The sequence below is a fragment of the Caulobacter sp. Root1455 genome, from assembly GCF_001426905.1.
Classification (GTDB): Bacteria; Pseudomonadota; Alphaproteobacteria; order Caulobacterales; family Caulobacteraceae; genus Caulobacter.
Genome location: NZ_LMFQ01000001.1, coordinates 23665 through 37244, shown reverse-complemented (window position 1 = coordinate 37244; position 13580 = coordinate 23665). Strand labels below are relative to the sequence as shown.

Genomic DNA, 13580 nt, shown 5'->3' with positions numbered 1-13580 from the left:
ATGCTCCGGCGTAAACGGGAGGTCAGGACCATGCAGACAGACAAAGCCCAGGCCCTGAAGGTCGTCATCGTCGGCGGCGGCACGGCGGGCTGGATGTGCGCGGCCGGCCTGGCCCGGCTGCTGGACCTGAAGGCCTATGACGTCACCCTGATCGAGTCCGACGAGATCGGCGCGGTGGGGGTCGGCGAGGCCACCCTGCCGCACATCAAGACCTTCAACGACATGCTGGGGATCAACGAGGCGCGGTTTCTGGCCGAGACCCAGGGGACCCTCAAGCTGGGCATCGAGTTCCGCGACTGGAACCGTCCCGGCGACCGCTACATCCACCCGTTCGGCACGTTCGGCGAGCCGTGGAACGGCGTCGATTTTCAGCACCATTGGGTGCGGGCCAAGCTGGCCGGGCGCGAGGTCGCGCCGCTGCAAGCCTATTCCTACGCCGCGGCCGCGTGCCGGGCGAACGCCTTCGAGTTTCCCAACCAGGACGACAAGTCGATCCGCTCGACCTACGCCTACGCCTATCATTTCGACGCCAGCCTCTATGCCGGCTTCCTGCGCCGCTGGGCGACCGCGCGCGGCGTCAAGCGCATCGAGGGTCTGGTCGCCGACATCGCCCGCGACGGCGCGAACGGCCACGTCGCCAGCCTGACCCTGAAGTCGGGCGCGATCATCCAGGGCGACCTGTTCATCGACTGCACCGGCTTCCGCTCGCTGCTGCTGGGCGGGCAGATGGACGTCGCGTGGCAGGACTGGGCCCCGTGGCTGCCCTGCGACCGCGCCCTGGCCGTGCCGTGCAAGACCGGCGGCGACGGCCTGACCCCCTACACCCGGGCCAGCGCCGACCTCGGCGGCTGGCGCTGGCGCATACCGCTGCAGCATCGCACCGGCAACGGCTACGTGTTCTCCAGCGCCTTCCTCGACGAGAATCAGGCGCGCGAGACCCTGCTGGCCAAGCTGGACGGCGAGGCGCTGGACGAGCCCCGGCTGCTGCGCTTCAAGGCCGGCCGCCGCGTGCGCGGCTGGAGCGGCAACGTCGTGGCCATGGGCCTGGCCAGCGGCTTCCTGGAGCCGCTGGAATCGACCAGCATCTTCCTGATCCAGGCCGCCGTGATCGACCTGGTCAACCTGATGCCGACGCCCGGCGAGGGCGACCGCATGGACCCCCGGCTGGTCGCCGAGTTCAACCGCCTGTTCGAGATCCAGTACGACCGGGTCCGCGATTTCCTGATCCTGCACTACCGCGCCAACAGCCGGTTCGGCGAGCCGCTGTGGGATCACGTCCGGACCATGGCCATCCCCGACAGCCTGGCCGCCAAGATGGAGTTGTTCGAGGCTCGTGCCGCCCTGCCGGACTACAAGTACGGCCTGTTCTCGCGCGACAGCTGGCTGTCGGTGTTCGAGGGCCAGGGCCTCACGCCCCGCGCCCATGACCGCCTGGCCGAGAGCCTGACGCTGGACGACCTCGAAGCCCGGCTGGCCGACCTGAAGACCCGCATCGACAGCAATGTCGCGACCATGACCTCGCACGCCGACTTCCTGGCCCGCTATGCGCCGGGCGACGTCGCGGCGGCGGCCCTGACCCCGGCGGTGGCCTGATGGGCGCGCCCAGCAGCATCGTCGTCGCCGGTCGTGACGCGGCCCTGTGGTTGTCGGCCTGCGTGCTGCGCGCGGCCCTGCGTCCGGCCGGCGTGAGCGTCACCGCCGTCGAGCTGCCCACCCGCCTGGGCGTCGCCGACGTCCACGCGACCCTGCCGCCGCTGGAGGCCCTGCACGGCCTGCTGGGCCTGGACGAGGCGGCCCTGCTGCGCGCCACGCGCGGCGCCTTTTCGCTGGGCCAGAACTTCGCCGACGTCTCCGGCGCGACCCCGGCCTTCTTCCACGCCCACGGCGCCTATGGCGCGCCGATCGACAATCGCGACTTCTTTCCGTTCTGGCTGAAGGCCCGGCGCCTGGGGCTGGACGTCGAACTGGACGCGTTCTCGCTGACCGCCGCCGCCGCCAGGCAGGGCCGGGTGCTGCTGCCCGACGAGGAGACGGAAGCCTTCGGCCGCGCCGACTACGGCTACCATCTGCCCGCCATCGCCTACGCCGCCAGTCTCAAGACCCTGGCCGGCCGCCTGGGCGTGGAGATGCACCAGGCCCTGGCCGTCACGCCGACCTTGGATGCGGACGGCGAGATCGCCGCTCTGGACCTCGGCGAAGGCCGGTGCGTCGGGGGCGACCTGTTCATCGACGCCACGGGCGCCGAGGGGGTTCTGATGACCGCCCTGGGCGTGGCCCGCGAGAGCTGGCGCGACCGCTTCCCCGCCGACCGCGTGCTGCGGGCCCAAGGGCCGCGTCTCGCCGCCCTGCCGCCCTATGCCGACATCCGGGCCTGGGCGCGCGGCTGGGTGGGACTGTATCCGAGCCAGGCCGCCACCCATGTGGTCCAGGTTTATGCCGGCGATCTGTGTGCGGACGACCAGGCCCTGGAGATGGCCGGCCGCATCTCCGGCCAGGCTCTGACCGACGCCGTGGTCTCGATCAGCGATCCGGGCCGTCGCGCCCAGGCCTGGGCGGGCAACTGCGTGGCCGTCGGCGAGGCGGCCTGCGCGTTCGATCCGGTGCACGGCGTCGAGCTGCAGGCCGTGCAGCTGGGGCTGGTGCACCTGCTGTCGCTGTTCCCGGTCGCCGCCGCGTTCGGGGCCGAGCGCGCCGAGTACAACGCCACGATCCGCCAGGTCCACGAGCGCCTGCGCGACTTCCAGTCGGCCCACCACCTCGCCAACCGCTACGCCAAGGCGCCGTTCTGGGACCGAGCCCGGGCGGCGACCGCCTCGGACGTGCTGGCCCACAAGATCGTCGTCTTCCAGGCGCGAGGCGAGATCCCGCCGTCCGAGCACGAAACCTTCGCCGCCGACAGCTGGCGGGCCCTGTTCAGCGGTCACGGCCTGACGCCGGAAACCCATGCCCCGATGATCGACCGCACGACGCCCGAGACCATGAAGGGCGAGTTCCGGCGCATCCTGGGCTTCATCAAGGAACAGGTGCTGAAACAGCCGACCCACGACCTCTATCTGGAGAGCTTCTGCTGATGGACGGCGGCGGCGTGATCACCGGCGAAACGCTCGACATCGACGCCCTGCCGCGCGTGGCGATGGTCGACCGTCCGTCGTCGGCCGACTTCGACGCCATCGTCCGGGCCGAGCGGCCGGTGGTGATCCGGGGCCTGCTGGACGCCTGGCCGGCCTTGGCCGCCGGCCGCCGCGGCCCCGCCGCCCTCAACGCCTATCTCAAGGCCATGGACGCCGGCGCGCCCGCTCCGGTCATGGAGGCCCCCGCCGCCACAGGCGGCCGCTTCGGCTACGGCGCCGACCTGCGCGAGTTCGCCTTCTCCAAGCGCCAGGCCGGGCTCGGCGAAACCCTGGACCGGATCGAGCGTCTGCTGGGCGACCCGGCCGCGCCGTTCGTCGCCATCCAGATGCTGCCCCTGGCCACGCACCTGCCGGCGTTCGTGCGCGACAACCCGATGCCGCTGGTGGCGTCCAAGGCCATGCCGCACCTGTGGATCGGCGGGGCCGTGCGCACCCAGACCCACAACGACCGCGACCACAACCTGGCCTGTGTGATCGCCGGCCGCCGGCGGTTCGTGCTGTTCCCGCCGACCCAGGTCGCCAACCTGTATGTCGGCCCGCTGGACAACCCGCCGCCGCTGTCGCTGGTCGATCCCGAGGCCCCGGACCTGGCGCGGTTCCCGCGCTACCGCGACGCCTACGCGGCCGCGGAGGCAGCCTGGCTGGAGCCCGGCGACGCGCTGTTCGTGCCGAAATACTGGTGGCACCACGTCACCTCGCTTGATCCCTACAACGCCATGGTCAACGCTTGGTGGGGCGACACGGCGACAGGGCTGGAGCGGGCCAACGACGTCTTCCTGACCGCGCTTCTGGCCTTCAAGGACCTGCCGCCCGGCGAGCGCGCCTACTGGAAGGCGATGTTCGAGGCCTATGTCTTCGCCGGCGACGGCGAGGCGACCACCCACATCCCGGACGGGCTGAAGGGCGCGCTGGGGCCGATGAGCCCATCGTTCCGCGCCGCCCTCAAGCACCAGCTGAAGATGGCCTTCCTGAAGGGCGGCGCATGACCGTGGCCGCCGCTGTTCCGCCCCTGCTGATCGGGACCCGGATACGGGTCCAGCTGCGGCACCTCGGCCAGGAGCGCCAGCCGCTGCTGATCGTCGACGACGTGCTGGCCGATCCCGAGGCGATGATCGACGCCGCCCGTCAAGCCGAGTTCTACACGCCCGAGCACACCCACTATCCGGGCCTGAACGCGCCCCTGCCGGAGGCGTACTACCGCACGGTGGTCACGGCCCTGCGCGGTCCGATCGCGGCGGCGTTCGGCCTGAGCAGCGACGCCTGTCTGAAATATTTCGGCTTCTTCGCCCTGGCCATGACGCCGGCGCGCGAGGCCGAGCCGATCCAGAAGATCCCGCACCATGACTCGCCCGATCCCGAGCGCCTGGCCATGGTCCACTACCTGTGCCGGGGCGACCACGGCGGCACCGGCTTCTTCCGCCACAAGGCCACGGACTTCGAGAGCGTCGACCACGCGCGTCATGAGACCTATGTCGCCGTCGCCCAGGCCCAGCTGGCCGCGCGCGGCGCCGGGGCGGCCGCCTTTGCCGGTCCAGTGATGGCCGACTACGAGCTGATCGGCCAGGCCGACTGCGTGTTCAACCGGCTGATCGTCTACCGCAACCACCTCCTGCATTCGGCGCTGTTGGGACCCGAGGCGGGCGGCGCCGATCCCGGCGTGGGCCGGCTGACCGCCAACGGCTTCATCGAGGCGGTGACGTCCTGATGCGCCGCTCATTCTCCCTTTTCGCCGTCCCTGACCGGGCGGTGGGACAGATCCTCCCCTGCGTCTCGGTTTTGGCCTGCGAAGCCGAGACGCCCCTTTTCCTTCTGACGCCCCATTTCCTTCTGACGAAAGAGACCGTTCGATGATGTTGCGAACCCCGGCCCTGTTCGGCGCCTTGCTCGGCGCCCTGGCCGCCCCGGCTGTCGCGGCCGCCGCTGATCGCGAGTGCGCCCAGTCGCCGGGCAAGGTGATCGAGGTCTGCGTGTTCACCCGGGACGGCGGGGCCTTCTACGAGGTGTCGCGCGGCGGCAAACCGGTGCTGGCGCCCGCCCCGCTGGGCCTGACCTTCGCCGGCGAACCCGCCGCCCGGATCACCGGCCTGACCGCCGCCAGGCGCGACGCGTCCGACACCACCTGGGAGCAGCCCTGGGGCGAGCAGCGGACGATCCGCGACAACCACGCGGAGCTGACCGTCTCCCTGGCCGGCGACACGGCCCTGAACAAGACCTTCGACGTGACCTTCCGGTTGTTCGACGACGGCCTGGGCTTCCGCTACGCCTATGGCGCCATCCCGGCCGGCACGAGCGTCGCCGTCACCGACGAGCGCACCGCCTTCAAGCCGGTCGGGGCGTATGACGCCTGGTGGTACGAGGGTCTGGGCCAGGAGCGCGACGAGTACCTCTACAAGCAGACCGACGCCCGCCGGATCACCCTGGCCGAGACGCCCCTGACCCTGAAGCGCACTGACGCGCCCAAACAAGGAGAGGGGGGCTTGTACCTGTCGTTCCACGAGGCGGCCCTGGTCGACTTCCCCAGCATGCTGCTGGCCGGCGACGGGGCGGGGACGCTGAAGGCCCGACTGATGCCGTGGCAGGACGGGACCCTGGCCAAGAAGACCGGCCCCTTCACCACCCCCTGGCGCACGGTGCTGATCGGCGAGACCGCCGGCGCCCTGGCCGACAGCCGCATCGAGCTGAACCTCAACGAGCCCAGCAAGATCGCCGACACCTCGTGGATCAAGCCGGGCAAGTACGTCGGCATCTGGTGGGAGATGCACCTGGAGAAGTCCACCTGGGGCAGCGGTCCCAAGCACGGAGCGACCACGGCCAACACCAAGCGCTACATGGACTTCGCGGCCAAGTACGGCTTCGACGGCGTGTTGGTCGAGGGCTGGAACGAGGGCTGGGACGGCGACTGGATCGCCAACGGCGACAAGTTCAGCTTCACCAAGGCCTATCCGGACTTCGACCTCAAAGGCGTCACCGACTACGGCAAGGCCAAGGGCGTCAAGCTGATCGGCCACAACGAGACGGCGGGCGCCGTCCCCAACTACGAGGCCCAGCTGGAAGACGCCATGACGCTGTATGAAAGCGTCGGCATCTCGCAGGTGAAGACCGGCTATGTCCGCCACAGCGGCACGATCCTGGACCAGCAGGGCGAGAAGCAGTGGTTCGCCGGCCAGTACATGGTGCGCCATAACCTGCGCGTGGCCGAAGTCGCGGCCCGCCATCACGTCTCGATCGACGCCCACGAGCCGGTCAAGGACACCGGCCTGCGCCGCACCTGGCCCAACATGCTCGCTCGTGAAGGCGCGCGGGGCCAGGAGTTCAACGCCTGGGGCGACCCGACCAACCCGCCCGAGCACACGGTGATCCTGCCGTTCACCCGAATGCTGGCCGGACCGATGGACTTCACGCCGGGGATCTTCGACGTGGTGCACGGCAAGGCCGACCTGACCCGCCGCGGCCAGTCGACCCTGGCGGTGCAGCTGGCGCTGTACGTGGTGCTGTACAGCCCGATCCAGATGGCGGCCGACCTGCCGGAGAACTACGAGGCGCGTCCCGACGCCTTCCAGTTCATCCGCGACGTGCCCACCGACTGGGAGGTCTCCAAGACCCTGCAGGGCGAGATCGGCGACTACATCGTCGTGGCCCGTCAGTCGCGCGGCGGCAAGGACTGGTTCCTGGGCGCCCTGACCGACGAGACCGCCCGCAAGCTGACCCAGAAGCTGGACTTCCTGGCCCCCGGCAAACGCTACGAAGCCCAGATCTACGCCGACGGCCCGGGCGCCAATTACGTGACCAACACCACGGCGCTGGCGATCTCCAAGAAGGTGGTGACCAGCAAGGACAGCCTGGACCTCGACATGGCCCCCGGCGGCGGGACGGCGGTGCGGTTCAGAGCGCTGGACTAGCGTTCGGGTACTGACGGGGACACACACTCACCCCACGACCTCGCCAGGCTTTCCCGACGCGGTGGGATGAGTGTGTGTCCCCAACAGCGCGCTAATCGCCCACCGCCACGCTGACCGTGCTCGCCTTCAGCCCCGGCGCCGAGGCAGTCACCCTCAGTTCGCCCGCCTGACCGCGCCGTGTACGGACGATGGCCTGGGCCAGCCCGTTGAAGGCCTTCCTCTGGCTGGCCACGTCGGGCTCGTGGCTAGTCGGATCGCCGTTGCCGACGCCGATCACCTGGCCCGGACCGCTGAGCGTGAACGAGATCAGATCGTCGGCGCGGGGAACCGACCGGCCCTTGGCGTCCAGCACCTCGACCTTGAGGATCGCCACGTCCTGGCCGTCGGCGGCGACCCGCGAGCGATCGGCGGTCAGGCGCAGGGCGGCGGCGGGGCCGGCGGTCTCGCGGCGTTCGCGCAGGATCACCTTGCCCGCCTTGTAGCCGTGGGCTTCGATCACGCCGGGGGCGTAGGGGACCGACCACTCGACGTGGTGGTTCGGAACCACGTCGCGAACGCCCTGGCTCTTGCCGTTCAGGAACAGCTCGACCTTGTCGCAGTTGCTGTGCGCCCAGACCGCGATCGGTTGGCCCTCGCGGCCTTCCCAGTTCCAATGCGGCAGCAGGTGCAGCAGCGGCTCGGGCCGCCACCAGGCGCGGTAGTAGTAATAGTTGTCCTTCGGGAAGCCGCAGGTGTCGAGCGCGCCGAAGTGCGAGCTGACGCTGGGCCAGCGGTTGAAGGGCGTGGGCTCGCCGCGATAGTCGAAGCCGGTCCAGATGAAGCCGCCGGCCATCCACGGGCGGTCGGCCGCGTGGCTCCACCACTTCTCGGCCGTGGTCGCCCACCAGGGGTGCTCGGTGTCGTAGGCGGGGACGTAAGCCTTGGCGTCGTCGCGGGCGTATTCGCCGCGCGTGGACACGGTGCTGGCGCTCTCGGTGCCGATCACCGGCACGTGCGGGAACCTGGCGTGGAAGTCGTCCATCTTCTCGTGGCGATAGTTGAAGCCCTGGACGTCGATGACAGCGCTGATGCCCTCGCCGAAGCCCTGGTCCATGGCGGCGATGACCAGGCGGCTGGGGTCCAGGCGATTGACCAGCCGCTTCATGGTGGCCGCCACCTTGGCGCCGCGGGCCGTGGCCTGCTGGGGCTCCTCGTTGCCGATCGACCAGAGGATCACCGACGGATGGTTGCGGTCGCGGCGGACCAGGCGTTCTAGCTCGTCCATCGAGGTCGGGTCGCTGGACATCCGGCGGGTCTCGTCGATCACGACGATGCCCAGGCGGTCGCAGGCGTCCAACAGCTCGGGCGTCGGCGGATTGTGCGAGGCGCGATAGGCGTTGCACCCCATGCTCTTCAGCTGTTCCAGCCGCCAGACCTGCAGGGCGTCGGGAATGGCCGCGCCCACCCCCGCGTGGTCCTGGTGGTTGCAGGTCCCCTTCAGCTTCACGGACGCTCCGTTCAACAGGAAGCCCTTGTCGGCGTCGAAGACGACCGAGCGGACGCCGAACCGGGTGACATAACGGTCCACGACCGCGCCGCCGACCTTGACCTCGGTGACCAGGCTGTAGAGGTGCGGGTTTTCCAGCGTCCACGGGACGGGGCGGGGCAGGGTCACGGTCAGTGACAGCGACTGGCGCTCCCAGGCCGGCAGGCGGCCCGGCGCGGCGGCGGGCGTCAGCACCGGCCTGCCGGCGGCGTCGAGCACGGTGTGCAGCAGTTCGAACTCGGCGCGGGCCTCGCCCTCGTTGACCAGGTCGGTGTCGATCGACAGCGTCCCGTCGACCCTGGCGCGCACGAACACGCCCCACTGCGGCACGTGGACCGGGGCGGTCTTGACCAGCCAGACGTGGCGATAGAGGCCCGCGCCCTCGTAGAACCAGCCCTCGCCCAGGCTGGCGTCGACTCGGACCACCAGGCTGTTGTCGCCGCCGACATTGGCGATGTCGGTGATGTCGACGCGGAAGGGCGAATAGCCGCTGTCCTCGCGCTCGAGGATGTAGCCGTTGACGATCACCAGGGCGTCGCGGAACGCGCCGTCGAACTCGATCGACAGCCGCTTGCCGGCGTCGGCGGCGGGCAGGGCGAAGGTCTTGCGGTACCAGCCGATGCTGGTCTCGGGAAACTCGCGGCCCAGGGGCTTGTAGCCGTGGGCGGCGCGCGGGTCCCCGTCATCGGGCTTGCCCGAGGGGACATAGGCTGGGTTGTCGACGAAGGGCAGTTCGACGGCCCAATCGTGGGGCAGGGTGACCGGCGCCCAGGCGCCGGCGTCGAAGTCCAGCTCGGCCGGGGCGGCGGTTCTGCCGGCCTTGGCGTAGGTTCCCTGGTTGGCCCCGAAGCCGAAGTCGCGGGCCGGGTCCTGGGCGTGGCCCAGCTTGAAGCGCCAGTCGAAGTCCAGCGACAGGCGCTCGCGCGGGGCCAGGTCGACGGCGGGAAGCGCGGGGACGGGCGGGGCGGCCGCCGGCCTCGCGGCGGCGCGGGTCGACGAAGCGGCGGCCGCCAGGGCGGCGGCGCCGGCGGTGGCGGCCAGGGCTTGGCGGCGGCTGAAGTCGACCATGAAGTCCTCACGCGGAAAGTAAAAAAGGGGAGGAAGCGGCGCTTCCTCCCCAGTCGCAGGATCATCGGGGAGGGTGATGAATCCCAGCTTGGCAAGACGAGCTCGCCGCCGCCACCCCTCGCAGGACCAAGGAGTGGCGGAAAGGGCTAGAACTTCAGGGTCAGGTCGACCAGGAAGCGACGGCCGTAGACGTCGTAGCGACCGATCCGGTTGGGATCGTTGTCGCGGTACATCCGCAGTTCCTCGTTGGTCAGGTTGTTGACCTGGAAGCGGACGGTGGCGTGGTCGTTGAAGTTGTAGGCCGAGCTGAAGTCGAGGGTCTTCTCGCTCTCCAGGGTCTGCAGGTCCGAGCCGTTCCAGCCGTAAATCACGGTCATCGGGCTGTGGTACTTCCAGCCCAGGCGCGCCTCGATCGGGCCGTTGGCGTACCACAGGTCGACCGTCGCGGTGTGGTCGGCCAGGCCGGTCATGGTGAGCGGGTTGTTGGCCGGCGAGAACTCCTTCAGGTCGGAGTCGACATAGGCGTAGTTCGAATAGATCCCGAACTTGTCGAAGCCGCTGGGCAGGAAGAAGAACGGCGTCTGGAAGGTCAGTTCCAGGCCCTGGATGTAGCCGTCGCCGCCGTTGGCGGGGCTGGCCACGGTGTAGGTCTGGCCGCCGAACGTGACCGGGCTCTGCTTCCAGCCGATGTAGGAGTCGACGGCCTTGTAGTAGTAGGACGCGGCGAACAGGGCCTCGGGACGGAAGTACCACTCGGCCGAGGCGTCCAGCTGCCAGGCCTCGAACGGCTTCAGGTGCGGGTTGCCGGCGCTGCCCGTCCAGGGCGCCCAGTTGGCCAGGGTGCGGCTGGCCCGCAACTCGTCCAGCGGCGGCCGGGCGATGACCTTGGCCAGGCCCAGGCGGAACACCTTGCCGTCGCCGAAGTCGAACTTGGCGTTCGCCGAGGGCAGGAGCTCGGTGTAGTCGTCGTCCACCGTCACGGCCTTGAAGGCGCCGGCGGTGTCCTGCTGCATGCCGTCGCTGCTGGTTTCGGTGTGGACCAGGCGGACGCCGACATTGCCGGTCGCCCAGGCGCCGCCGAAGCTGTCGGCGGCGAAGTTCAGCTTGCCGTAGCCTTCGTAGACCTTCTCGTTGACGCTCCAGCGGTCACCCAGGCTCTCCGTCGCGTTCGACAGGGCGAAGGCGTTGGGGGCGTAGGCGATCGCGGCGATCTTGTCGATGTCGCCGGTCAGGACGGCCGGGATGTTGGCGCCGTCGTCGAGCTTGTAGGCGGTCAGCAGGCCGGCCGGCACGGTCGCGCCGGTCGCCGAGGGAGCGAAGCTGAACCGGGTGTGGTCCTTGGTGCGGTCCGAAGCCCGGGCGCCGAACTGCAGGCTCTTGACGACGCCCTCGCCGAGGTCGCGCGTGAAGTCCAGGGTCGCGGCCTTCAGCTCGTCGTTCAGGTGCTCGGGGCCGTCATGCGAACCGGCCAGGTCGGCCGTCTGGCTCAGGCCGAGGCTGTCCTGGCTGGTGGTGATGGTCGGGGTCTTGCCCTCGCGCCAGTCGAAGCTGGTCCAGGCCGGCCAGGCCTCGAAGCGCACGGCCTTCCAGGTGTTGGTCCGCTCGGCCTTCGAGTAGGAGGCGTCGGCCGCGACGGTCCACTGGTCGCTGGTCCACTTGCCGTTCACGCCGCCGGCGAACAGCTCCTTGTCCTCGGAGTACTTGGCCAGCACGGTCTGGACCGAGCTGAAGGGCAGGGTGGCGGCCACCACGGTGTTGTTGACCAGGGTGAACGACGCGCCGGCCGCGTGATAGTCGGCGTCGTTCCAGCCGGTGTTCGTGCCATCGCCCCGGTTCCAGTTGCCCCAGTTGTTGGCGCCCCAGACGGTCTGGTCCTGGACCTCGGTGATCTCGATCTTCGAATAGAGGACGTCGGCCTTCAGCTCGAAGCTGTCGGTGGGCCGATACTGCAGGCCGCCCGAGACGCCGGTGCGCTTCTGGTCGATGCGGCTGATCGATTCCTGCGCCCCCCACGGCGTGTAGTCGACCTTGCCGTCGCGGTTCAGGTCGCTGCTGTAGTCGCTGGCGCCGGCCGGCGGGCGGGCGTCGGAGTCGTTGTAGCCCCAGCCCTGGAACGAGCCGTAGCCGTTCTTCTGCTTCTGCGAGGTCAGGCCCAGCACGAAGGCGAGGTCGTCATTGACCCTGTGCACCCAAGAGCCCGAGGCGCGGTAGCCGGTGGTGTCGTAGTTGGGAATGTCCTTGCCGCCGTCGTAATAGACCGGGCCGGCGCGGAGCACGAATTCGGGGCCCTTGTAGTCGAGCGGGGCGATCGTATCGATGTTGATGGTCGCGGCCACGCCGCCGGCGATCAGGTCGGCCGACTGCGACTTGTAGACCTGGACGCCCGAGACGACTTCCGACGGATAGATTTCCCAGCGGACGTTGCGGTCGGGTTCGGACGAGGCGACTTCGCGGCCGTTGACGGTGCCCAGCACCAGGCGGGCGCCCAGGCCGCGCACGACGGCCTGGCTGTCGTTGCCGCGGTCGCGGGTGGCGTTGACGCCCGGCAGGCGGGCGATGGACTCGGCGATGGTGACGTCGGGCAGGACGCCGATGTCCTTGGCCGAGATGGCCTCGACCACCTTGTCGGAGCCGCGCTTCACGTCCAGGGCCTCGCGCAGGCTCTTGCGCACGCCGGTGACGACGACTTCGTCGACCTGCTGGGCGCTGGAATCGGCTTGGGCGGCGGGCGTCGTTTGCGCGTGGGCGCCGGCGGCGGCCATCAGGGCCAGACCGCTGGCGGCGGCGAGCAGCTTGTAATGAGACATGTGTGTTCCCCCAGGGACGACGGCGCCGCGTTCGTGGCGACGCGGCTGCTCAGTGTTTGTGATGCGGTGAACTCGCCGGCGCGAAAAAGGGCGGCCGGTGGAGGTGGGCGCGAGGTTCGCGCCGGCGCGCTTCTGGCGAGCGCTCCCGTCCCAGCGTCGAGCACCGGGCGGAATTGCTATTTATCATATCAATCACACATGACAAGTCTGGCCACGTCGAAGGCGGTGAAACCGTGGCAAAAAGGCCGCTTGGAGAACCCGGCGTCGCCTTCAGGGGTTATGATGGCGCACCCCACATGGAGGTCGCCCTCATGGACGCCCGCGTCACCCTCACCCCCGCCGTCGAGCTTGCCGCGCGAAGCCCGGTGCGGTTCCCCAACGAAAGTCCAGAATACCGCGCCGCCCGCACGGCCCTGCTGGCCGAGGAGCTGGAGCTGCGCCGCCACCTCGAGCGCGTGGCCGAACAGCGCCGCGCCCTGCCGCTGGGCGGGGCGGTGACGGGCGACTACCGGTTCGAGGGCGAGGAAGGGTCCGTCGACTTCGCCGGCCTGTTCCGCGACAAGCAGACCCTGGGCGTCTACAGCTTCATGTTCGGCCCCCAGCGCGAGCGGCCCTGTCCGATGTGCACGGCGCTGCTGGGACCGCTGGACGCCAACGCCGCCGACCTGGACCAGCGGATGTCGCTGGCGGTGGTGGCCCGCTCGCCGCTCGACAGGCTTGTCGCTTTCAAGAAGGAACGGGGCTGGCGCAACCTGCGGCTCTACACCGACCTGAACGGGAACTATTCGCGCGACTATTTCGGCCTGCTGCCGAACGGCGACGAGATCCCGGCCTACAATGTCTTCACCCGCCAGGACGGAACGATCCGCCACTTCTGGTCCGGCGAGATGACCGGCGACAGCGCCGACCCCGGCCAGGACCCGCGCGGCGCCCCGGACCTGGTGCCGCTGTGGAACTTCCTGGACATGACGCCGGAGGGGCGCGGCGGCGATTGGTACCCGAGCCTGGAATACAAGTAAGGGCCTCCTCCACACGGCTGTCCTGGGTCCCGGACAGCCTCTCCGAGGCTTCCGGGATGACAACCTGCGTTTGCGCGCATCGTCTTTGAGCGCCTGTTGACAATCACGATGACAAACGTCAACGTCAGATC

Annotated in this window: 8 protein-coding genes; 6 read left to right on the top strand and 2 right to left on the bottom strand. The window is 69.6% G+C overall.

Annotated elements, in window-relative coordinates:
- The first annotated feature begins 30 nt into the window (after positions 1 to 30).
- From ASD21_RS00135 to ASD21_RS00115, 5 genes are all read left to right on the top strand, one after another.
- On the top strand, positions 31 to 1593 hold the full coding sequence (locus ASD21_RS00135; RefSeq protein ID WP_056435021.1) for a tryptophan halogenase family protein: 1563 nt from the start codon (positions 31 to 33) through the stop codon (positions 1591 to 1593).
- Complete coding sequence (locus tag ASD21_RS00130; RefSeq protein WP_056435020.1) at positions 1593 to 3071, top strand: tryptophan 7-halogenase; 1479 nt, start codon at positions 1593 to 1595, stop codon at positions 3069 to 3071. The genes ASD21_RS00135 and ASD21_RS00130 overlap by 1 nt, the downstream gene beginning before the upstream one ends.
- Entirely contained in the window at positions 3071 to 4117 is a 1047-nt protein-coding gene (locus ASD21_RS00125) for a cupin-like domain-containing protein (protein ID WP_056435018.1), read from the top strand. Before ASD21_RS00130 ends, ASD21_RS00125 begins: the two co-directional genes overlap by 1 nt.
- Positions 4114 to 4836, top strand: a complete 723-nt coding sequence (locus tag ASD21_RS00120) for a DUF6445 family protein (protein ID WP_056435017.1) — start codon at positions 4114 to 4116, stop codon at positions 4834 to 4836. The genes ASD21_RS00125 and ASD21_RS00120 overlap by 4 nt, the downstream gene beginning before the upstream one ends.
- 142 nt (positions 4837 to 4978) lie before the next feature.
- Positions 4979 to 7030 carry a glycoside hydrolase family 97 protein gene (locus ASD21_RS00115; RefSeq protein WP_056435016.1) on the top strand — a complete coding sequence of 684 codons (2052 nt, stop codon included), beginning with the start codon at positions 4979 to 4981 and terminating at the stop codon, positions 7028 to 7030.
- Positions 7031 to 7121: 91 nt separating this feature from the next.
- Here the strand turns inward: ASD21_RS00115 and galA are convergent, their stop codons facing one another.
- Together galA and ASD21_RS00105 are read right to left on the bottom strand one after the other, a co-directional pair.
- Positions 7122 to 9623, bottom strand: coding sequence for a beta-galactosidase GalA (galA, locus tag ASD21_RS00110; RefSeq protein WP_056435015.1), 2502 nt, complete (start codon positions 9621 to 9623; stop codon positions 7122 to 7124).
- 146 nt (positions 9624 to 9769) lie between these two features.
- A complete protein-coding gene (locus ASD21_RS00105) occupies positions 9770 to 12430 on the bottom strand; it encodes a TonB-dependent receptor (RefSeq protein WP_056435013.1) in 2661 nt (886 codons plus the stop codon).
- Between the two features lie 311 nt (positions 12431 to 12741).
- On the opposite strand from ASD21_RS00105, the gene ASD21_RS00100 reads away from it, so the two are divergent.
- Positions 12742 to 13449 (top strand): DUF899 family protein, encoded by a 708-nt coding sequence (locus ASD21_RS00100; protein ID WP_056435009.1) that lies wholly within the window; start codon positions 12742 to 12744, stop codon positions 13447 to 13449.
- Positions 13450 to 13580: the final 131 nt, after the last annotated feature.